17 protein-coding genes and 1 pseudogene are annotated in these 24223 nt (G+C 33.8%); 10 read left to right on the top strand and 8 right to left on the bottom strand.

Annotated features, from left to right (window positions below):
- Positions 1–112: 112 nt before the first annotated feature.
- Complete coding sequence (locus tag LNQ81_RS10710; RefSeq protein ID WP_229946602.1) at positions 113–421, bottom strand: DUF6804 family protein; 309 nt, start codon at positions 419–421, stop codon at positions 113–115.
- Positions 422–639: 218 nt separating this feature from the next.
- On the opposite strand from LNQ81_RS10710, the gene gcvT reads away from it, so the two are divergent.
- Positions 640–1722, top strand: a complete 1083-nt coding sequence (gene gcvT, locus LNQ81_RS10705) for a glycine cleavage system aminomethyltransferase GcvT (RefSeq protein WP_229946600.1) — start codon at positions 640–642, stop codon at positions 1720–1722.
- Positions 1723–1823: 101 nt separating this feature from the next.
- Positions 1824–2534, top strand: a complete 711-nt coding sequence (locus tag LNQ81_RS10700; RefSeq protein ID WP_229946598.1) for a YebC/PmpR family DNA-binding transcriptional regulator — start codon at positions 1824–1826, stop codon at positions 2532–2534.
- A 62-nt stretch (positions 2535–2596) separates the two neighbouring features.
- Here the strand turns inward: LNQ81_RS10700 and LNQ81_RS10695 are convergent, their stop codons facing one another.
- Entirely contained in the window at positions 2597–3580 is a 984-nt protein-coding gene (locus LNQ81_RS10695) for a helix-turn-helix domain-containing protein (RefSeq protein ID WP_229946596.1), read from the bottom strand.
- Between the two features lie 120 nt (positions 3581–3700).
- Between LNQ81_RS10695 and LNQ81_RS10690 the strand changes: the two genes are divergently transcribed.
- From LNQ81_RS10690 to LNQ81_RS10680, 3 genes are all read left to right on the top strand, one after another.
- A complete protein-coding gene (locus LNQ81_RS10690; RefSeq protein WP_229946593.1) occupies positions 3701–6106 on the top strand; it encodes a TonB-dependent receptor in 2406 nt (801 codons plus the stop codon).
- A gap of 267 nt (positions 6107–6373) precedes the next feature.
- Positions 6374–7231, top strand: coding sequence for a KPN_02809 family neutral zinc metallopeptidase (gene ypfJ / locus LNQ81_RS10685; RefSeq protein ID WP_229946590.1), 858 nt, complete (start codon positions 6374–6376; stop codon positions 7229–7231).
- Positions 7232–7352: 121 nt separating this feature from the next.
- Positions 7353–8135, top strand: coding sequence for a hypothetical protein (locus LNQ81_RS10680; RefSeq protein WP_229946587.1), 783 nt, complete (start codon positions 7353–7355; stop codon positions 8133–8135).
- On the opposite strand, the pseudogene LNQ81_RS10675 reads toward LNQ81_RS10680, so the two are convergent.
- Positions 8127–9671: pseudogene (locus LNQ81_RS10675) on the bottom strand (YifB family Mg chelatase-like AAA ATPase). The gene LNQ81_RS10680 and the pseudogene LNQ81_RS10675 overlap by 9 nt on opposite strands.
- A 311-nt stretch (positions 9672–9982) precedes the next feature.
- On the opposite strand from LNQ81_RS10675, the gene LNQ81_RS10670 reads away from it, so the two are divergent.
- The 3 genes from LNQ81_RS10670 (at position 9983) to LNQ81_RS10660 (ending at position 15824) form a co-directional block, all read left to right on the top strand.
- Positions 9983–11125, top strand: a complete 1143-nt coding sequence (locus LNQ81_RS10670) for an efflux RND transporter periplasmic adaptor subunit (RefSeq protein ID WP_229946585.1) — start codon at positions 9983–9985, stop codon at positions 11123–11125.
- A gap of 65 nt (positions 11126–11190) precedes the next feature.
- Positions 11191–14340, top strand: coding sequence for an efflux RND transporter permease subunit (locus LNQ81_RS10665; RefSeq protein WP_229946584.1), 3150 nt, complete (start codon positions 11191–11193; stop codon positions 14338–14340).
- Positions 14341–14351: 11 nt separating this feature from the next.
- Complete coding sequence (locus LNQ81_RS10660) at positions 14352–15824, top strand: efflux transporter outer membrane subunit (protein WP_229946582.1); 1473 nt, start codon at positions 14352–14354, stop codon at positions 15822–15824.
- Between the two features lie 690 nt (positions 15825–16514).
- Here LNQ81_RS10660 and mltG read toward each other — a convergent pair.
- From mltG to dapF, 3 genes are read right to left on the bottom strand one after another with little or no spacing between them, the layout of a single operon-like run.
- The gene (gene mltG / locus LNQ81_RS10655; protein ID WP_229946580.1) at positions 16515–17552 is read right to left on the bottom strand and encodes an endolytic transglycosylase MltG; all 1038 of its coding nucleotides are present in this window, start codon (positions 17550–17552) and stop codon (positions 16515–16517) included.
- 8 nt (positions 17553–17560) lie between these two features.
- Positions 17561–18085: a GNAT family N-acetyltransferase gene (locus LNQ81_RS10650; RefSeq protein WP_229946578.1), complete on the bottom strand. Its 525-nt coding sequence runs from the start codon at positions 18083–18085 to the stop codon at positions 17561–17563.
- 5 nt (positions 18086–18090) lie between these two features.
- Positions 18091–18873 carry a diaminopimelate epimerase gene (gene dapF, locus LNQ81_RS10645; protein WP_229946576.1) on the bottom strand — a complete coding sequence of 261 codons (783 nt, stop codon included), beginning with the start codon at positions 18871–18873 and terminating at the stop codon, positions 18091–18093.
- Between the two features lie 134 nt (positions 18874–19007).
- On the opposite strand from dapF, the gene LNQ81_RS10640 reads away from it, so the two are divergent.
- Positions 19008–20408, top strand: coding sequence for a S1C family serine protease (locus LNQ81_RS10640; RefSeq protein ID WP_229946574.1), 1401 nt, complete (start codon positions 19008–19010; stop codon positions 20406–20408).
- 113 nt (positions 20409–20521) lie between these two features.
- Positions 20522–21970, top strand: coding sequence for a glyceraldehyde-3-phosphate dehydrogenase (locus LNQ81_RS10635; protein ID WP_229946572.1), 1449 nt, complete (start codon positions 20522–20524; stop codon positions 21968–21970).
- A 184-nt stretch (positions 21971–22154) separates the two neighbouring features.
- Here LNQ81_RS10635 and LNQ81_RS10630 read toward each other — a convergent pair whose 3' ends face one another.
- Positions 22155–22724, bottom strand: coding sequence for a TlpA family protein disulfide reductase (locus LNQ81_RS10630; protein ID WP_229946570.1), 570 nt, complete (start codon positions 22722–22724; stop codon positions 22155–22157).
- A gap of 78 nt (positions 22725–22802) precedes the next feature.
- Positions 22803–24113 carry a solute carrier family 23 protein gene (locus LNQ81_RS10625; RefSeq protein WP_229946569.1) on the bottom strand — a complete coding sequence of 437 codons (1311 nt, stop codon included), beginning with the start codon at positions 24111–24113 and terminating at the stop codon, positions 22803–22805.
- Positions 24114–24223: the final 110 nt, after the last annotated feature.

Below are 24223 nucleotides of genomic sequence, written 5' to 3'. Positions count from 1 at the left end.
GCCTCCAAACATTGATTACCACACGCTTTTACTTAAAATAAAGAACTTTCATAAAACAAAAACAACTCCATTTTATACAAAAGGAGTTGTTTTTGTTTTATGAAATACGGTACTAAGCATTATTATCTTTCACCTTAGAACGAGAGATAAATGTAGAAATAACCAGATACACAGCTACAACAAGATTAATTATAAACCACCATTTAGAATCAATTGGCAACTCATAAAAAGGTTGAAACATACCTATAATCACTAAATACATCGTCATCTCAATCAATTTCTTATTTAGATGGGAATTATAAGCTAAGATACCTAGGGCTACTATGACTATAAATCCAACTAAAAGATCTAAATCAGGTGAAGATGTAAATGCACTCAAAATTAAAAAAATTGCTACAGCTATTTTTATTGCTCTTTCCATAATTAAGTTCTTTAAAAATTAGATTACATTAAATATAACTAAAACACTAAACAATTAAAAATCAATATCAAACATTTAACATCTATATCTCGTTGGTAATAATACAAATAAAATAAAATAGCGCTTATAACAATAAAAACAACGATATAAAGTCGCTTTTATTTAAGATAAAAAAAACTTACTTTAGCACCTAATTTAATTAAATCATTAACAACACAATGAAACAAGTAACTTTAAACCACATACACGAAGCTTTAGGAGCTAAGATGGTTCCATTTGCAGGTTTTAATATGCCTGTGCAATATGAAGGAGTAAATGCAGAACACGAAACAGTAAGAAACGGAGTTGGTGTATTTGATGTATCTCACATGGGGATTTTCAAAATATCTGGGCCAAATGCATTAGCATTAATCCAAAAAGTTACTTCTAATGATGCATCTGTTTTAGTAGATGGAAAAGCACAATATTGCTACTTCCCTAACACAACAGGTGGAGTAATTGATGATATTATTACTTATAGAGTAAATGAAAGTGAATATTTGATGGTTGTAAACGCATCAAATATTGAAAAAGATTGGAACTGGGTAAGCTCTCATAATGATGTGAATGCTACTTTAGAGAATCTATCTGATGCCTACTCTATCTTAGCTATACAAGGACCTAAAGCTATTGAGTCTATGCAAAGCTTAACTGCTGTAAACTTAGCTGATATCAAATTCTACAACTTTGTGATTGATACTTTCGCTGGTGTTAAAGATGTCGTAATCTCTGCTACAGGATATACAGGTTCTGGAGGTTTTGAAGTTTACGTAAAAAATGAAGATGTAGAAGCTCTTTGGAATAAAGTATTCGAAGCTGGTGCTAATTGGGGTATCAAGCCTATCGGATTAGCTGCTCGTGATACACTACGTTTAGAAATGGGATACTGCCTATATGGAAATGAACTAAATGATGAAATCTCTCCATTAGAAGCAGGATTAGGATGGGTAACTAAGTTTACGAAAGACTTTATCAACTCTGATAATTTAAAGGCTGAAAAAGAAGCTGGTATCAAAAATAGATTGATTGGTTTCGAACTAGTTGGTAAAGGTATTCCTAGACATGACTATGAAATCGTAGATGCTCAAGGTAACGTAATTGGTAAAGTTACTTCTGGTACACAATCTCCTTCATTAGGAAAAGGAATTGGAATGGGATATGTTCCTGTAGCATTAGCTGCTGAAGGAAGCCAAATCTTTATTCGTATTCGTAAAAATGATATTGAAGCAAAAGTGGTAAAAACACCATTTTACAAAAAATAAGACAAATAGAAGAGAGTTTAGAAATAAGCTCTCTTTTTTTTTGTGATATATTTGAATAATGAGTTATTTTTGCACTACTAAAAATTAAGTAAATAATTATTATGGGAAGAGCGTTTGAATTTAGAAAAGGACGTAAGCTAAAACGTTGGTCTGCTATGGCTAAAACGTTTACAAGAATTGGTAAGGATATCGTAATGGCTGTTAAAGAAGGCGGACCTAATCCTGAGGCTAATTCACGCCTTCGTGCAGTAATACAAAATGCTAAGGCAGCGAATATGCCTAAAGAAAACGTAGAACGTGCTATTAAACGTGCTACAGATAAAGATACTGAGAACTATAAAGAAGTTATCTTCGAAGGATACGGACCACACGGAATCGCTTTCTTAATCGAAACAGCAACTGATAACAATAATAGAACAGTAGCAAACATTAGAAGTTACTTCAACAAATGTAACGGAACAATGGGTACACAAGGTTCTGTTGAGTTTATGTTTGACCACACGTGTAACTTTAGAATCCCTGCTGAAGAAGGTAGAGATTTAGAAGAGTTCGAATTAGAATTAATAGACTTCGGTATCGACGAAATCTTTGAGGATGAAGATGGTGTAATGATTTATGCTCCTTTCGAAAGCTTTGGTGCTATCCAAAAAGAATTGGAAAGTAGAGGTATCGAGATTTTATCTTCTGGATTTGATAGAATTCCTCAAGTAACAAAAGAATTAACAGAAGCTGAAATGGCTGATGTTGAGAAATTGTTAGACAAGATCGAAGAGGATGACGACGTACAAAACGTTTTCACTACAATGGCTTAATAACCGTTGACTAAAATATAAAAAGAACGAGCTATTTAAAATTAAACAGCTCGTTTTTCTTTTTATATATCTGTTAGACAGAATTTTTTAGGAGGATACCCATAGTGCTTTTTAAACGCTTTAGAAAAAGCGACAGAAGATGAATATCCTAGATCAAAAGCTATCTCTGTTATAGTGTGCTTAGCAGCTTCCAACTTCTGAATAGCGACATTCATTCTTCTCTGTTGTGCATATTCAAACAAACCTAAATTATACAAATACTTAAAGCCTTTTTTTAATTTATACTCATTGATAAAAAACATCTTTGACAGCTCCTCTGTAGTATAAAACTCTTTATAGTTTAGATCTATAAAATCACGTACATTTAATAAGATTGCCTCATCTTCCACTGTCAGTTTTATACCGAGTTGTAACTTAGTACACTCCTCTACTCTCTCTTCTTTCTCATTTAACAAAATAGAGACAATTTCTAAAACTTTACTTTTCACAAAGATTTCCTTTGCAATACCTTTATAGTTACAAGTCTTGATTGCATTACATAAGATTAGTAACTCTTGAGTCAATTTTACCCCTTTCACTAAACTATAAGACTGATTATTCTTAATCGCATTAGTAAACTCAGCAATAGTCTCATCATACTGGCTCCATTCATTAAAAAAATCTAGAGGCAAATAGATATCTAAATGTTCATATACAGCATCTTTCTCAAATAGTACATCTGCTGTACTACCGCATTGAAGATATCCTAAATAACAATGAAATGGAAGGTATCTATTCGTTTTCCCATTTAAAACATCCCGTACAATATGCTTCCCAAAAAAGAAACTTAACTCTATATAATCAGTCTCTTCAAATACATACTGCAACTTATAATCTTGATTATACTTTAGATAGTATTGTCTTATAATAATATCCACACTATCGAATATATAATAAGTAGTAAACATTCCTAAATCATTTACAAGCTCTTTCTTAGTTTGGGACATAGCTTTAGTCACCATATTCTCTATCACAAAGAACTCTACTATCTCTTCTCCGTTTTTCATAAACTACTACTTAGATTACTAAAATGCTATTTTTTATTCCCTTTTGGCTAAGCCAGTCCATAATAGAGAACATACTTTTGTTTGCGAATTCAAATTTATTCAATCTAAATTAACTATTTGATGAAACCACTATTTTTAATTAAAACAAGTCATAAATATCTATTTACAGGTCTACTACTAGCCTCTTTAAATAGCTTTGCACAAGAGAATGGAAACCTTAAAGGGACTATTGTCAGTCATACACAAGAGAAACTAGCAGGGACTAGTATTATCTTAAACAATAATGTATTTACAGCAATAGCTGATAACAATGGAAAATATCTATTCGAAAACATTAAATCTGGGAAGTACCTTATAACGGTACAATATAAAAATACAATAGAGAGAGATAGTATTACGATAACAACTAATCAAACATTATCAAAAGACTTTATGCTTTATGATGACAATAGCGAAACACTAAATGCTGTGGTCATTAATACAAATAAGAATATTCGTTCTTCTTCTTCATTGCGTACAGCTGCTAATTTACTTGACGTACCACAAAATATCCAAGTCATCGATAAAGGGTTAATGGATGACCAAATTAGTATTACGATGAGTGATGCGATCGCACAGAATGTGAGTGGTGTTCGTTCTGTATTACATCAAGAACAAGCTGGTGCAGGTATTTATGCTCGAGGATATACTGCTACTAACTTACGTAATGGGATGGATATATCTGGTACTTTCGGCCCTCTGCGAGAAGATAATACTTTTATAGAACGAGTAGAATTCGTTAAAGGACCGGCAGGTTTTATGATGGGAAACACTCAGCCTGGTGGATTCTATAACATTGTTACCAAAAAGCCTATGGGGGCTAATAAGACTACTATCAGAACTACACTAGGTAGTTATAATCTATATCGTGCAGAAGTAGATGTGGATACTAAACTGGCAAAAAATGAAAAACTATTATTCCGCCTAAATGGTATGGCTACCAAAACAAGTTCATATCAACTATACAATAAAAACAGTTATCTATCATTTGCTCCTTCTCTAAAATACAACATTAGCGAAGATACCAACGTTACTTTTGAATATATATTTAACTCTAATGAATTCGAAGGTGGGTTTGCGAAATATGCCTATTCTAAGAATGGTTTTAAAGACCTTCCGCGTAAATTTACTTTTAGCGATCCTATCATAGACCCTACTACGATTAAAGAGCATAATGTATTCATTAATCTTAATCACCGTCTAAATGATGATTGGAATCTTACTGCTAAACTAGGGTATGTAAAAGCAACTATGGAAGGAGAGAATATGTATCCAATTTATAATTCTATAGATGATCAAGGTAATGTCACACGCGGATTATCAATAAATGATGCATTAAACACTGCTAAAGTAGGTCAAGTGTATATGAATGGTAAATTTAATATCACTGACAAGATTAAAAACAATGTTCTTTTCGGTTTAGATATGGGGCAAAAAGAACATATGGCTGATTGGTCAGAAATTGCAGATGATAAGGGGAATATCATTCAAGTTGGGCCTAAATTCAACATCTATAATCCAGTATATGGAAAACTAACAAAAAAAGACATTCCTACTTATGATCGCTCTCGTTCTTTAAGAGAAAGAGCTGCTGGTAATATACAGGAGTATAGCTACATCTCATTATACATTCAAGATGAGATATTATTACTTGATGAGAAACTTAGACTAGGATTAGGAGTACGTTACACCTCAACAGAAAAAACAACAAGTGCTTCTAAAGGAGATGTTGTAAAAAATCAAGCTTATACACCAAGATTTAGTGTAAGTTATTCTATTACACCTGCATTAACAGCTTATGCACTTTATGATCAAAGCTTTCAAGAACAAGCAGGTAAATTAGAGAATAACAAAACAGCAGATCCTTCTAAAGGAACTAACAAGGAGTTTGGACTTAAGAAAACTTGGTTTGAAAAGAAACTATTCACCTCTTTAGCCTTCTATCAAGTAGATAAAACTAATATATTAACTCCATTAGATGCAAGTGCTAATAATCAAATTATGGTGCAAAGTGGTAAAGCTAAATCTAAAGGAATAGAGTTTGATATGAATGGCCAAATCACAGAAGGATTAACATTGACTATGAACTATGCTTATACAGATGCTAAGATAACTGAAGACAATAATCCTAATAAGAAAGGACAACTACTTCCAGGAACTGCAAAGCACAGTACTAATGCTTGGTTAACGTATAGAGTGTCATCAGGAACCTTTGAAGGTTTAGGTTTTTCTCTAGGGTATCAATATCAAAAAGATCGCTCACAAGCTCCTGTCCAAGCCAAAACATATTTACCTGATGATTACTTCACTCTTGACGGTGGTGTATCTTATAAGAAAGACAATTATGCCTTTAATCTTATAGTCAACAATATTACAGATAGATATAACTATGTGGGATATTTCCCAGGAGCTTGGGGATATACACATTATGGTTGGAGAGCTACTCCTCCTCTATCATTTAAACTTAGTCTAGCGTATACTTTTTAAGTAGACAATTTATTTAAACCCAGAATAAGTGATAGATAGATAAACTAAAAGTAATTATACAAAATAGGTCTGAATTAGTGAAAGAGTTATGACGTAGAATTACTTTGTAGTATTTGGCTAATGCTGATTCTAGGTTGAACTCCATCCCCTTCAAAACATTTTTATTGGAGGGGATTTTTCTTTCTAACCTCAACCTTCTATCAATATTCGCATTAATTGACTCAACATCCCCTATTTTTGCTATTTTTGCAATAAAAATTTTTCATTATGAAATGGGAAGGTAGACGAGAAAGTAAGAACGTTACAGATAACAGAGGTAAATCTACAGCTGGTAAGACAGCTTTAGGTGGTGGTTTAATTGGTATAATAGCTACCTTACTTTATTTGTTTGGAGGAGAAACTGGTAAGCAGATTGCTCCTGTTATTGAACAAATGGGAGGCAATAATCAACAAACAGAACAAGTAGACACTAGACAACTCTCAAATGAAGAGGTCGAAATGGGAAAGATGGTAGCTGTTATGTTTGCTGATACAGAAGACGTATGGCATAAGGTATTCAAAGAAAATGGCATGCAATACCGTGAACCTAAAATGGAATTATTTGATGACAAAGTAAATACACAATGTGGTAGCGCTACAGCTGATGTAGGTCCTTTCTACTGTCCTGCTGATGAGACGGTATATATGGACTTAAGATTCTTTGAAGAACTACACACTCGTTTTGGAGCAGAGAGAGGTAACTTCGCTATAGCTTATGTCATCGCTCATGAAGTAGGACACCACGTCCAAACTCTTCTTGGTACAAACAGCAAAGTACATCAAGCACAACAAGGTATAAGTAAAAAAGAAGCAAATAAATTATCTGTAGGATTAGAACTACAAGCTGATTTTTACGCTGGTATGTGGGCTAAATACAATCAAAAGTATTTAGATGCTAAAGATATTGATATTGCACTAAGTGCTGCTCAAGCTGTGGGAGATGATGCTATTCAGAAAAGAGTATCAGGACAAGTTAACCCTGATTCATTTACTCATGGTACATCCAAACAACGAAAAGAATGGTTTATGAAAGGATATGATACTGCTGATCTAAAACAAGGAAATACCTTTGATTTTATTAGATAGAGATGTCTAAAGTAATATGTATTCCCTAGTAGCACTAGAATAACTAACTCTTATTAGACTTATGCGAAACCTGAGTTTAATACAAAAAAAACAATACTCTACACAATAGAGTTTAACACCCATGACAAACTTAAAAGATATCTTAAATAATATTAAACAGAATAGTTATGCTTTAGCTCCATTTCAAGTAATGGCTGAAGCATTTCTCTATTATAAAAAAACCTTTTTCTTAGTAATTACTTCTCTATTATTATCATTTTTTGCATTTACATTTATAGGATCACTTATACTTGGGCAATTTATTACTTTTGATGAAAACCCAGAGATACTACAAGAACAAGTAAAAGAACTAACATTAAAGATTATGGAAGTTCCATACTTCTATTACTACCTTGTCTTTTTTGCAATTTTTAGCGCATTAGGCAGTGTATTGATTGCTGGTTTTTATAAAGTTAATGCAGAAGTCTCTTTAGGTAAAGTCCCTTCATTTTTAAATTCCTTTAAATATTTCTTTAGTATTAAAGGACTTTATGTTTTCATAGCTCATTTATTAATAGCAATAGTGTTTATGGGAATAACTATTCCCTTAAAAATGATGAACCTAGAGATGGTATCTATGGCAATCAACTGGATTGTAAGTACACTGACTATATTTACTATTCCATTAATAATATTTGGTCATCTAAACCCTATAACAGCACTTAAGAACAGCATAATGGTAGTAAACAAACAACCTATACCTATTATACTAACCATCATATTAAACTACTTTTTCCTAATCAGTGGTTTATTATTTTTTGTCGTAGGTATGTTATTTGTTTTACCTTACTTATTTGCTGTATATTTTGTGTTGTACAAACAAGTCATTGGATTTAACCTAGAAGAGGAAGAAAAATTATCCTAACCATCCTTCTCTATCTAGACTGCGATACTGTAATGCCTCAGCTATATGCTGAGGCATTATATTTTCTGACTTATTCAAATCTGCTATTGTTCTAGATACTTTTAAAATCCTATCATACGCTCTTGCGGATAAATTAAGCTTATCCATTGCCTTTTTTAATAAAGAAAGAGAATCCTCTTGTAAGGCACAATACTTTCTTAATAGAGCCACAGACATTTGAGCATTATAGTGTACTCCTTTGTGATTTAAAAAGCGAAGTGATTGTATATCTCTTACCTTAACTACCCTCTCACGAATATCCTTACTAGGCTCAGACAATTGTTTGTCAGATAATTTTTCAAAAGGCACAGGATTAACCTCTATATGAATATCTATTATATCTAATAATGGACCTGATATTTTACTTAAATAGCGTTGCATTTCTACTTGAGAAGACTTTACTGGAGCATCTGGATCATTAAAATATCCACTAGGCCTAGGATTCATACTTGCTACTAACATAAAGGAAGATGGATAAGTAATTGTAAATTTTGCTTTTAATATTGTTACTTCTCTATCTTCTAATGGCTGTCTCATGACTTCCAATACTTCTCTTTTAAATTCTGGCAACTCATCTAAAAACAACACCCCATTATGGGCTAGTGATATTTCACCAGGTTGAGGGTAACTCCCTCCTACTACTAGAGCTACAGACGAAGCAGTATGGTGAAGGTTTCTAAAAGGCCGTGCTCTCATGAGCCCACAGTCTTTTGCCTTTGCCACGACACTGTGTATTTTAGTTGTTTCTAATGCCTCATCTATCGTCATAGCAGGCAATATACTTGGTAGTTGCTTTGCTAACATTGTTTTTCCAGATCCTGGCGGACCTATCAGGATAATATTATGCCCACCAGCCGCCGCTCTCTCCATCGCTCTCTTTATACTTTCTTGTCCTTTTACATCTTTAAAGTCTATTTCTAAATGTTGTTCTGCCTCCGTATTAAACATTTCCTCTAGATTAATACTTATAGGAATTAACTCCCCTCTCCCTTCTATAAAATCAATTACCTCACTTATATTACTTACTCCAGATACTTCTAACTCTTCCACTATAGCAGCCTCCATCTCATTCTCTTTAGGAATAAGAATCCCCTTAAACCCTACCTCCTTAGCTTTAATAGCAATAGGCAGTGCTCCATTAATACACTGTATAGAACCATCCAGAGATAGCCCCCCCCCCCATCATAATATACTCAGATAATTTATCATTAAGACTGATTTGATCAGAAGCAGCTAAAATCCCTATAGCTATAACGAGATCATAAGCAGATCCCTCTTTGCGTAAATTAGCTGGCGCGAGGTTAACTGTAATCTTTCTTCCTGGAAGCTTAAATGTATTATTCTTAAGGGCTGCTGCTATTCTATAGCTACTTTCTTTAATAGCAATATCAGGCAATCCTACTAGAGATACACTACTCCATTATCAATGTGAACTTCCACTGTAATAGTGGTAGCTTCTATTCCAAATACCGCACTTCCAAATAAATTAATTAACATAATTTATCATTATTAATTAATATTTACTTAATAATATTGTTTATTTCTTACCTTTATAAGGCTCCTTGAATAGTCAATGTGTAGAGCGATACCACATAATTCAACAACTTTACAAAATAACCTTAGCTAAAATTAAACAATATGATTAGTTCCACCACTACACAATTCAAACACAAACACTTATTATTCAAATATTTAATACAAAAAAAATACTGAAAATTATCAGATTTTATGTTTTTGGCATTAGTATTGAATACCTACACTATGGAGATAGACTCTCACCTTCAAACAACAATTAGTATTTTATAATTATGATTACAAGTAGAAAAACAGTTTTAGTAGCATTCTCAGCGTTGATAATGTTTGGTACATTGATAGGGATTAACAGCTGCAATATAGGTTCTTCTAAAACATTAGATCCTAAAGAAAATGCATTAGCATTGCCTATCATAAAAGTAGATACAACAACAGCTATTACGATTAAGGATTATATTGGAAACATAGAGGGAAAGGTAAACGTAGAAATCAGACCTCAAGTAGAAGGTATACTAGAAAAAATATTTGTTGATGAAGGAGCTTTCGTTAAAGAAGGACAACCTTTGTTTCAAGTAGATCCACTTCCTTACCAAGAAGTATTAAACAATATGATAGCTACTGAAAATGTAGAAAAAGCAAAACTAAAAAACGCTAAATTAGAAATAGATCGTCTAAAACCTCTTATTGATAATGAGGTAATCGCTCAAGTACAATTAGAAACAGCTAAATCAAACTATGAGATAGCTAAGGCGTCACTAGCTAAAGCAACTGCGGCAGTTAATAGTGCTAAGATTAGTCTTGATTATACTATTATTAAAGCACCTGTTAGTGGGTATATAGGTCGTATGCCTAAACGTATTGGTAACCTTGTCTCTAAAGGAGATAAAGATCCGCTGACGGTCTTATCTGATGTAAGTGAAGTGTATGTGTACTTTGGTATGAGCGAATCAGATTTCCTATATTTTAGCAAAGGAAACAAAAGAGAAGATAGCGTAAATACAGGACAATACTTACCTGATGTAGCTTTAATATTAGCTGATGGACATGAATATGCTGAGAAAGGAAAAGTAGATATGATCAATGGACAAGTAAACAGAACTACAGGATCTATATCTCTAAGAGCCTCTTTCCCTAATTCTAAAGATGTAATGAGATCAGGTAACACTGGTACAATTAAACTGAAAGAAACAAATCCTAATGTTATATTGATTCCACAAGAAGTAACCACTTCTATTCAAGACAAAACATTCGTGTATACGTTAGATAAAGAAGACAAAGTAAAGCTTAAATCTATAGAACTAAACGGAGTATCTGGAAATAACTTTATTGTTTCTGAAGGTTTACACATTGGAGATAGAATTATCAAAACAGGTTTTGATAAATTAACTGAGGGAATGTATGTAAAGCCATTGAACTAACTTTCCTAAACAAACTGAACAAAACCAAATTAGAGTATTTACTCACCTTACAAAAAAAAAACAATATGCTTAAAGCCATTATAGAACGTCCTATACTAGCCACTGTAATCTCTATTATGTTTGTATTACTAGGACTAGTTGGACTCACATTATTACCTATTACTAGATTTCCTGAGATCGCTCCCCCTAGTGTAAGTGTATCTACATCTTATCCTGGAGCTAATGCTGAGACTGTAGCACAGAGTGTTTTACTCCCAATAGAAGAATCTATTAATGGAGTAGATAACATGACCTACATAAGCTCTAAAGCTAGTAATAGTGGATCTGGAACAATTAATGTATTCTTTAAAGCAGGTACTGATCCAGATCAAGCTGCTGTGAATGTACAAAATAGAGTAAGCAAAGCTGCTGGTGACTTACCTTCTGAAGTGAATGAGAATGGTATATCAGTAACACCTCGTCTTAGCGGGAATATTATGACTATTAACTTCTACAGTGATCACCCTGAAGAAGTATATGATGAGACATTCTTACAAGCTTATACTCAGATTAATATTAACCGTGAATTACTTCGTGTACCTGGAGTAGCTTCTGTGAGCCGTATAGGTGCTCGTGATTACTCTATGAGAACATGGTTAAACCCAGAAAAACTAGCTCTTTATAGCCTTACTCCGCAAGATGTAATCGCTGCTATCAAAGATCAAAACTTTGAGATTGCACCAGGTAGTTTTGGAGAGACATCCGATGAAGCCTTTGAGACGGCTCTAAAACATAAAGGTAGATTCAGTCTTCCTGAACAGTATGAAAATATTGTTATCAAAACAAATAAAGATGGCTCTGTTCTTTTGTTAAAAGACGTTGCCAGAGTAGAATTTGGCGCTTCTAATGTGGGAAGTGATAACAGTGTGAATGGATACCCTGGTCTAACGATGAATATTACACAAACGAATGGTTCTAATGCACGTGATATTGATATTGCAGTGAGAAAAGTATTAGAAAAACTCTCTAAATCTTTTCCTCAAGGTGTCCATTATGAGATAAGTTATTCTGTAAAAGCACAGATTGACGAGTCTATAAGCCAAGTTAGAAGTACACTATTTGAAGCATTCTTCTTGGTGTTTATAATTGTTTATCTGTTTTTACAAGACTTTAGATCTACAATAATTCCTGTTATTGCCATTCCTATTTCATTAGTAGGTACATTATTCTTTATATACTTAATGGGATTCTCTATTAATATATTGACAATGTTCGCCTTAGTACTAGCCATAGGTATTGTGGTAGATGATGCCATCGTAGTGGTGGAAGCCATACACGAGAAGATGCATCACACAGGTATGAAAGCGAAGGAAGCTACTATCGTGACGATGAACGAAATCACTAGAGCGATTATATCTATTACTTTAGTGATGTCAGCAGTGTTCTTACCTGTAGGTTTTATGCAAGGACCAGCTGGGATATTCTATAAACAGTTTGCTTATACATTGGCTTTTGCTATTCTTATCTCTGCTGTAAACGCATTGACATTGAGCCCTGCTCTATGTGCCTTATTTTTAAAACAGCCATCTGGTGAAGAATATGCTGCTCAGAAACAAGAAAAAGGGATCAAAAGAGCTGCAGGTAAATTCTTCTTTGCTTTTAATACTGCATTTGATAGTTTCACAGAGAAATATGTAGTGACAATAAAAAAATTGATTACAAATAAGAAAGTGGCTATTGCTGGATTAGCTTTAATAATAGGTGTAGGAGTGCTCTATTTATATAAGACGCCTTCATCATTTATACCCAGAGAAGATGATAGCTACCTTACCTACTCTTTAGCTATGCCTCCTGGCGCATCATTAGCTCGTACAAAACTAGTATTAGCTAAAGCTGATAGTATCTTAAAGCTACGTACTGATATTGTGGGAATGACAGCTATCTCAGGTTATAACACCATAGATGGTAATGCCAGTCCTTCATTTGCTGTAGGTTATGTTAACCTAAAACCTTATAAAGAAAGAGGTGACGTTAAGAATATAGACAAAATTATAGATGAGATACAGTCTGACCTATCTCAGATCAATGAAGCTTCTTTTAACGTATTCCCTAGACCAACTATATCAGGTTTCGGAGACTTCGGTGGTATTGAATTTGTACTTCAAGATCGTATGGGAGGTGGATTTACAGAGTTTAACCAAGTAAGTGATGATGTTATTAAACAACTAAAAGAAAAAGAGGAAATATCAAATGCCTTTACTTCTTTTAAAGCGAATTATCCACAGTATCTACTAGAGATTGATTATGTAAAAGCTAAATCTTTAGGAGTTAGTGTGAAGGACTTAATGACAACGGTTAAGAACTATTACGGTCGTGTGAAAGCCGGAGATTTTAATAGATTTGGTAGAACATATCGCGTATATATGCAAGCTGACATACCGTTTAGAGAAAGTCCACAGTCATTCTCTTCTATCTTCGTCAAAAATAAAGATGGTGAGATGCTTCCTGCTAATACATTGATTAAACTAAAGAAAGTATTAGGTCCTGAGACAGTGACTAGATATAATTTATACAATTCTATTTCTGTAAAAGTAACACCTGCTCCTGGATACAGTACAGGTGACGCGATGAAAGCTATAGAAGATATTACAGGTCAACTACCAGGTAATTACTCTTACGAGTACACTGGTATGTCATTAGAAGAAAAAGACTCTGGTAATCAAGCTATAATTATTTTTGGATTGAGTATCATATTCGTTTATTTCTTATTATGTGCGCAATACGAAAGTTACTTATTACCTGTAGCCATTCTATTGACAGTACCAACAGGGTTACTAGGTGTTGCATTATTTGTCAATCTAGCTGGATTACAAAACAATATTTATGTACAAGTAGGTCTAATTATGCTTATTGGATTGTTAGCCAAAAATGCAATTCTTATTGTAGAGTTCGCTTTACAGCAACGCAAAAATGGATTATCTGTATTCGATGCAGCTGTTGAAGGAGCCAAGATGCGTCTAAGACCGATCTTAATGACGTCCTTTGCTTTCGTAGCTGGTCTAGTTCCATTGATGTTTACAGTAGGTCCTTCAGCTCAAGGAAATCACTCTATCAGCTTCAGTGCGGCAGGTGGTATGTTATTTGGAGTTGCAGCAGGTATATTTATTATCCCTGTATTATTCTTCATCTTCCAAACTTGGGACGAAAAACTTAAATCTAAAATAACTAACGACTAAATATAGAAACCATGAACAAAAAGAGAATTATAAAAAGTACTTTGTATGTATCGGTGGTTTCAGTAGCCTTAGCGTTACACTCATGTGCGCCTCAATCAAAATACAAAGCGCCTAAACTAGACTTACCAGAACAATATAGAGGTCAACTAGACTCTATTAATAATACTAGAGACTCAGTCGGTATTGCTGATATAGATTGGAAATCGTTCTTTGAAGATGAGAAACTAATCGAATTAGTTGATAGAGGGCTTATACATAACTTTGATATGCAAAATGCCTTGAAAAATATAGAAATAGCAGATCAAAAAGCAAGACAGGCTAAACTAGAATGGTTACCTGATATTGATTTAACGGCAGGTAGTGTAGGCTATCAGTATAAATCATCTAATTACTATGGTTCTGCATCTGGAAAGTATTATGAAAATAAAGGGAAAGATGCTCCTAAAAACATGTATGTAAACTCTGCTCAATATATCTCCTCTTTATCTGTAAGTTGGGAAATAGATATATGGGGAAAAATGAAGAGCATCAGTGCTGAAGCATTAGCTGCATATCTACAAACTCATGAAGCTAAAAAAGCAATTCAAACAGCCCTAATAGCTAATATCGCTGAAGGGTACTATAATCTATTGTTACTAGATGCTCAGATGGAGGTAGCTCAGTCTAACTATGAGTTAACTAAAAACACATTGAAAATAGTACAATTACAAAGAGATGCTGGTCAAACTACTTCTCTAGCTATACAGCAGACTCGTAACCAAATGTTAGTCGCTAAAGCATTAATCCCTTCGTTAAAACAACAAATAGCGATTCAAGAAAATGCACTATCACTACTGACAGGTCAGTTACCTGATGCTATAGAACGTGATACTAAATTAGCTGATGTAAAATATGAAGAGACATTAACAACAGGTGTTCCATTATATTTAGTTAGCCAAAGACCTGATGTACAACAAGCAGAATTAGAACTTAAAGCAAAGAATGCTAGAGTTGGTGTAGCACAGACTAGCAGATATCCTTCTTTAACCATAGACTTAACAGGTGGTCTAAATAGTATGTTAGGTAGTAACTGGTTTAATATACCAGGATCTTTATTTGGTGGGATTATAGGAGAATTAACTGCTCCTATTTTTAACAAAAGAGAGTTAAAAACAAACTTTGAAGTAGCTAAATTAGAAAGACTTAAAGCTGAAATAGATTTACAAAAATCAATCTATGCTGCTATTACAGAAGTATCTGATGCATTAATTACTTTAGAAACAGTAAAAGAACAAATAGAAATAGCTGAAGAACAAGTAGCTACTTCTAGATTAGGAGTTAAGCAATCTAACTTACTATTTAATAGTGGATATGCTAACTATATAGAAATTATCAATGCACAAAAGAATATGCTAGATACTGAACTTAATCTAAACAAATTAAAACAGAATAAACTAATCTCAAGAGTGAAGCTATACAAAGCTCTTGGAGGAGGTTGGAAATAACAACAATATAATAGCTAACTACTATTGCGACTAAAAGACTGCTAACGCAGTCTTTTTTTTTGCTTCATACTCAGAACCTATCCAAAAAATACAATTGCTTTTTTTTATTTACCATTCATATTCTTCGGAAATCAGCCCAAATAATCAATCTATTTGTTCACTTTGTTTCTAAAATCCCTTCATTTGACCTTAAAATGAAGAATAAACAAAAAACATCATCTCTTTTTTTTAACCACAAAAAAAACATAACAAACTAAAAACAAAAACCTTAAGGTATTTTAAACAAATTATCCCCTCTTCATCATACCCTCTCAATCCTAGTAGGAATCAATGAAGATGTTAAGTTGCTCGAGTATTCTCCATAAATAGTCACTCTCACAAATATTAGTCGAGCAATACTTCTCTTATTGATAGGGAACCTACGACTAACTAAGTATTGAGTTTAAGTTCAGACAAAAACTAATTGGCAGAGGTATTGTAATCACTAGGTTTAAATATAGAATGTGATTGCTAAATCTTAAAAGCCGAAAAGAAGGACTTGTGGTTACAGGGAGGAAATACTGTGCGCAGTTACTAGATCTTAAAAACCGTAGAGCACTGATTCTTAATTCTCCAAAAGGAATTAATTTCACAAAAAAAAAGCTGCCTAATAATAGACAGCTTTGATTAAATTGATAGTATGATCTCTTGTTAGTTGATACCTGCTTGGTTAAGCCACGCACTGTATTTTTTACTATTAGCATTGTGTTGTGCTAAAGTAATAGCAAACTCGTGGTATCCTAATTTATCTACACTTGCACAGAAATACACATACTCGTGTTGTTCAGCATTTAGAACTGCATCTATACTTGATTGATCAGACATAAAGATTGGCCCAGGAGGCAATCCTACATTCTGATATGTATTATAAGGTGATGGTATTTGCGTATCTTTTAGATATACTCTTTTGATGATTTGTTTAAAGTCATTTGTATATAATTTCTTCGCGAATACGACAGTTGGATCAGCTTGAAGAGGCATTCCTAATTTTATTCTATTTAGATATACACCTGCTACTCTAGCTTTTTCATCACTCTTAGCAGTCTCTTTCTGTACGATAGATGCCAAGATAGATACTTGTATAGGGGTTAATCCTAAAGCTTTAGCCTTCTCCTCACGCTCACCATTCCAAAACTTAATATATTCTTTCTCCATCATATTACGCATCTTAAGAGGATTTGCATTCCAATAGAATTCATATGTCTGCGGTAAGAAAAACACGAATACATTCTCTTTTGTGAACCCGTGCTCTTGTAAGAAACTAGGTTCATAGAATGTATCAAGAAAACCTATACTATCCGTCTCAAACATAGATCCTAACTTTCCAGCAAAGTCTTCAATGCGTTCAATGTTGTTAAAAGTTAATTTGACAGGAATATTGCTCTTTAATGCCTGAATAAGATCATAGCTATTCATCCCATTCTTAAGTTTAAAACGACCACTTACCACATTAGATGGATAACTGCGTTGCTCTGCTATTTCTTCAAAACCCGCTTTATCTTTTAAGTGAGGTTCTAATAATTTCAATACTGTTAGAAAGTTATCTTCTTGTTTGATATAAACATATTGTTCCTCATTCCAGTTTTGTAGATTAGGACCAAATGCTTTTTCATACCATACGTATAAATACCCTAATAGTCCAAATCCCCCAAGTACAACTAGAATAACTAAAATGTTCTTTAACTTCATAATTCGATTTAAAATAATAATTGATATAATGCTTCGTCTATATAGACATTACCTACTCTCTCCCAGTCTTTCTTTATTCCCACTAATGTAAAACCATTCTTTTCGAATAGCTTTAAACTAGATTGATTATCTACGGATATGTTCGCATAAAGTTGATGCAACCCTAATACTTCTCTACTGTAATTAATCACTAATTCTAACGCTTCTGACCCCGTTCCTTTTCCTCTATCATCAGGAGACTGGATAACAATACCGACTCCTGCTCTATTATTCTTAGGGTCAAATTCAAACAAATCTATTAACCCCAATACTTCTTCAGTATCTATGTTGCAAATCACTAACCGCAATTGTTTAACTTCATAGATATCGAGATGTGCATTCTCTAGATACTGACGAATCAAGAATCGACTATATGGAGTGATTGTATTACTCACCTTCCATAAATCAACATTGTTTTCTATCTGATAGATGAACTCTAAATCTTCAGGCTCTAAAGCACGTAAAAATATAGTATTCCCACGAATATGTAACATCTTTTTTAAATTTCTATTGTTCCTTCAAAAACTAATTTGGCAGGCCCACTTAATAATACATTCTTAAACTTCTGACCATCCTCAGTATCAAAGCTAACTGTCAGATTTCCACCCTCTACATCTATCTTGATATGCTTATCATCACATCTACCTTGAGCATACATAGAGATAGCTACAGCAGTAGCACCTGTACCACATGATAAGGTCTCATCTTCTACCCCACGCTCGAATGTGCGTATTCTAAAGTGATTAGGCCCCTCTTGCTCTACGAAGTTGACATTCGTTCCTCCTGGACTATATAAGGCACTTTCTCTTATATCACGTCCTCTATTATAGACATCATATCTGCTTAACTCCCTTACCACTTGTACATGGTGTGGCGATCCAGTATTTAAAAAGCTAAATTTGTTCTCAATTCTAATATCAGATACATCTATCATTTGTAAACTTATTGTCTCATCCAAATTAACTGTTGCTAAGTGCTCACCATCTATAGCTATAAAACGACATTTATCTTCAATTATTTTTAATTGCTTAGCAAACGCAACAAGACATCTCCCACCATTTCCACACATCGTGCTCTCACTACCATCAGCATTATAGTATCCCATTCTAAAGTCATATCCATCTGCCTCTTCTAATAAAATCAATCCATCACCACCTACACCAAAACGTCTATGGCATAAATGTGCTACCAGTTCTTTATCCTGCTTTGGAAAAAAATCTGTACGGTTATCTATCATCACAAAGTCATTACCTGTTCCTTGGTATTTATAAAATCTCAACATATAACTTATCTTACTTAAAGACGTAAAAATACGAATAATGATTGTTAAAACAGCTTGTTAACTGTTGGTTAAACATCTTTTTATTCGATTACATAATTATTAATTTTAATTATGTAATTTTAATAAATGTATGTATGAAAAAGATTTTAAGTGTTTTTTTAATTTGTTTATTAAGCGGAAGTATGACATTGGCTGGTTATAAATACTTTTTTGAAAACCAATCAATTATAGATAATATTGCAGCAAATGATGCTACTTTAAGACTGTCTAATCCAAATAATTCTCCTATTCTTAATGGAGCTATTGACTTTACCCAAGCAGCTGAAAATACGGTTAACACCGTAGTCCATGTTAAAAACCTCAGCTATGTATCAGCTAGATCTAGTTCTATTATGGAATTATTCTATGGTTATAAACAAGAACCTAGACCACAGATAGGTACTGGGTCTGGTGTGATTATTACTGAAGATGGATACATCGTTACTAATAATCATGTGATCGCTAACTCTTCTCAGTTAGAGGTAACTTTATCAAATAACGAGACTTATAAAGCAAAGCTTATCGGTACAGATAAAGAAATGGATATCGCACTGTTAAAAATAGAACCAAAAGAAAAACTACAATACATGGTATTCGGGGATTCTGATGATATCCAGCTAGGTGAATGGGTTCTCGCTGTAGGAAACCCTTATAACTTAACATCTACTGTAACTGCAGGAATTATATCTGCTAAAGCACGTAATCTCTCACAAACGGGTATTCAATCGTTTATACAAACTGATGCGGCGATAAACCCAGGTAACAGTGGTGGTGCACTAGTAAATACAAGGGGTGAACTTATTGGTATTAATACAATGATTTCTTCTAATACAGGGGCGTATGTAGGTTACGCCTTTGCTGTACCATCTAATGTTACACGCAAAATAGTAGAGGATCTATTAGAATATGGTAATGTCCAAAATGCTTCATTGGGCGTATCAGGATATGAATTAACACCACAAATGAATTCACAATTAAGGGTAAAAGATAACCAATATGGCTTCTTAGTAGAAGAGATTATCTCAAACTCTGGTGCAGCTAATGCCGATATCAGAAAAGGTGACATTATCACAAAAATCAACAATAAGGACATCAAAACCTTTGTGGATTTGCGTTCTATCATTAACACTAAACGCCCTGGTGATAAAGTCGAAATAGAATATATACGAAATAACAAAGCATTAGCAACAACTGTAACTTTAGGGAAAAGTGAAGCTCGTAAAATAGAGTTAAGAGGAATCGAACTTCAAGAACTAGATGCTTCTGATAAAGAGGAATGGAATATCAGTTATGGCCTTAAAATAACTAAACTAATGGACAGTGATTATGACAAGTATAAGGAGGAATTATTAGGTAGTATTCTCCTCTCAATCAATGATATTAAAATAACAAATGTGAATCAAGTGAAAAATATACTAAGTCAGGTTAATCAAAAACAAAAAATAAAGATCACTTTAGTGAATAAAAATGGGGAATATTTACGTTTACTAATATAATCATACGGTTCACCCAATAAAAACACGAAAAAGTGCTTTTTAAACTTTGCAACTTGATTAATTCATTAAAAAAACAGACTTTTGCAGTAATTTATCACAACACAATTTAATATATGAAAAATACTAGTCTTTACGAAAAAGAATTAGCTTTTCAAGCAGATCGCAGAAAAGCTTGCGTCGAGTTCATTAAGATCATTAGTGACCTATGGTACGACAAGTCTATAGAGCTATTAATGTTCCGTAATCAACTTATTGACCGCAGCGTTAGCGATATTATTAACTTACATGAATATGCAGCTAAATTTGTTGGAAAACCAATCAACATTTTTGATTCTGTAGAAATAGCTGAGGCGATTCAAAGAGCTGACTTACCACCTTCTAGAATCGACATCGGTCGTCTAACTTACGAATATCACTTAGAAGACAACAAATACAGCAATGCATTAGAATTTGTTGTAGCTAAACTAAAAGATGCTAAAGAAACAGAAGAGCTAGTTCCTAAGGATGTAGTACTTTACGGTTTTGGTCGTATCGGTCGTTTATTAGCTCGTGAGTTAATGAACAAAATCGGTAAAGGACAACAAATGCGTTTAAGAGCAATTGTAACTCGTGATAAAAACGATGCAGTTCTTTTAGAAAAACGTGCTTCTTTACTAAAATATGATTCAGTACATGGAGACTTTGAAGGTTCAGTTATCGCTGATCCAGAGAATAACGCTTTAATCATCAATGGTACTACTGTACACATGATTTCTGCTGGTACTCCAGAAGAAATAGACTATACACAATATGATATTGATAATGCTTTAATTATTGATAATACAGGTGCATTTACAACAGAAGAAGCACTTAGACGTCACTTGTCTTCAGTAGGTGCTTCTAAAGTATTATTAACTGCTCCAGGTAAAGGTGTTCCAAATATCGTACACGGTGTTAACCATACTGAGTATGATCCAAGCCAAGTGGATATATGGTCTGCAGCATCTTGTACTACAAATGCTATCACACCAATCCTTAAGGTTATGGAAGATAACTTCGGTGTAGTAAAGGGACACTTAGAGACTATCCACGCTTATACAAATGACCAAAACTTAGTAGATAACATGCATAAGAAATACCGTCGTGGTAGAGCTGCTGCATTAAACATGGTTATTACTGAGACAGGTGCAGGAAGTGCTGTAGCCAAAGCTTTACCATCATTAGCTGGTAAATTAACATCTAACGCTATCCGTGTACCAGTACCTAATGGATCATTAGTAGTATTAAACTTAGAAGTAAGCAAAGAGACTTCAGTTGAAGAGTTAAATGAGGTTATGCGTAATGCTGCTCTTAATGGAGACTTAGTAGAGCAAATCAAATACTCTATCAACAACGAATTAGTATCATCTGATATCGTAGGTACTTCTGCTCCATCTATCTTTGATAGCAAAGCTACTATCGTATCTGCTGATGGTAAAAATGTAGTAATGTATGTATGGTATGATAATGAGTATGGTTATAGCCACCAAGTTATCCGCCTAGCTAAGTATGTTGCTCAAGTAAGACGTTATACTTACTATTAGTAGGTTAGAAATTTATAGATATTAAAAAGTCCAGCATCTGCTGGACTTTTTTTGTGCCATGTAATAAAACATTATAATAGCTTGTAGTCACTTGACTATTCTGTAACTATTAATCCTTATACAAAATAACAAAGCCTTATAAGAAAGTAATCTTATAAGGCTTTGTTTATTCTAATTATATTTATTACTTCAATAGTTCATCTAGTGATACTCTAAACTTAGAGCTATTCCAGTCTGCTGCACGGAACTTGCGAACGACAATATTACCTTTTTTATCTATGACATAAGAGGCCGGTATAGACTCAGAGAATAATACTGCCGGAGCTGCACTCTTCTGATAGTAGATAGGCAAAGTCGAATTATTCTTTTCTTTAAACGTTTTTACTTTATCAGGTGAATCAGTTGTAACAAATAAGAAGACAACTTTGTTCTTATAATCATTATATAATTCCTGAAAGCTTGGTTTCTCAGCGATACAAGGAGGACACCATGTTGCCCAAAAATTAATAACGACAACCTTTCCTTTGACTTTATCAAAATCAAAGATCTCTCCTTTTTCATCGACTAACTGCCATGACTCATAATTAACCTTTTTCTGCTCGCTTACTTTTTCTAAAGTGGGACTCATCGCTAATAATCGATTAAGCCATACCTTAATACCTGTCCCCACAGGCGTAAACAAAACTACTCCGAGTATAACTATAAAAATAAGATTTGATAGCCACCCCTTTTTACTTTTGCTTTTTTCACTCATACTTAAATATCCTTAAACAACTCAATAAATATAGAACAATTATAAACTAAAACAAAGAGGGTAGAACGATAAACTATTCTAAAACATATCATCAAAGTCAATATCTTTTCTTCCTGGCAACACCACATTTAATACTATTCCAATAATAGAAGCCAATGCCATCCCTTCTAAAGAGAACAGTTCTCCAATGTGGATAGCTGCTCCACCGATACCAATAATTAAGATAACAGATGATATAATAAGATTTCGCTTTACTTTAAAATCAATATTATTCTCTACTAGCATTCTCAATCCACTTGATGCTATGATACCAAATAACAAGATAGATACTCCGCCCATTACAGGTGAGGGAATAGTACTTAATAAGGTTGCTATCTTTCCACAAAAACCGAATATGATAGCAAAGCACGCTGCTCCAATAAATACGTAAATACTAAAAGCACGCGTAATCGCTAATACCCCTATATTCTCTCCATAGGTAGTATTAGGAGGTCCACCGATTAACGAAGCAAGCATAGTCGCTACTCCATCTCCCAACATACTTTTGTCTAATCCTGGATTTTTAATCAAGTCTTTATCTATAACCTTACTCAATACTAACTGATGCCCTATATGCTCTGCAATAGGAACAATAGCTACTGGTAACATCAATAGAATAACATACCAAGAAACAGACGGTTCATAATGAACGAAGGGAACCATAAAATTAGGTACTTCAAACCAGTTCGCTTCAACTACTTTTTCAAAGTGAACTACACCCATAATTGCAGAGAAACAATATCCTCCTACTATACCAACTAATACAGGTATTACACTTAAAAAACCTCTTGTAAATATCGCTGCAATAATAGTAATCGTTAGCGTAACTAACCCAATCATCACATATGTTAAGTCATATTCGCCTTGTGGATTATTAGTAACCATCCCTACTGCTGTACTTGCAAGTCCTAGTCCGATAACCATAATCACTGGCCCTACTACAATAGGAGGTAATAACTTCATCAGCCAACCTGTACCAGCTTTTGCAATCAATAACGCTACTAATGAATACACTACTCCTACCAAGAAACTTCCAACTAAGAAACTCCCAACAGGCATACCCGAAGTGGGATCTGCTTCTAAAGCCTTCATTGCAATAATGGGATTAATAAAGGCAAATGAAGAACCTAAATATGAGGGTACTTTACCACGTGTTATAAAGATAAACACTAGTGTACCTATACCACTTGAGATAAGCGCTATCGCAGGATTCATACCTGTTAAAGTAGGCACTAAAACAGTCGCTCCAAACATAGCAAACAGATGCTGTATGCTCAATAATATCCACTGTCCTAACTTTGGTTTTTCATCAACTGCTAAGACAATCTTTTTTTCTTCTATCTGATTCATTATTTACTTGTTGTTGTGTAATTAACTTCACACAAAGTTAAATATTTCAAAACAAAACTAATCTTCTAATTGCTATAAATGAAAAAAGGGTATCCCTGTGGATACCCTTT

The organism is Myroides oncorhynchi, assembly GCF_020905415.1.
Classification (GTDB): Bacteria; Bacteroidota; Bacteroidia; order Flavobacteriales; family Flavobacteriaceae; genus Flavobacterium; species Flavobacterium oncorhynchi_A.
The sequence above is the reverse complement of the archived record's forward strand: the minus strand, read 5'-3'. Positions and strand labels throughout refer to the sequence as shown.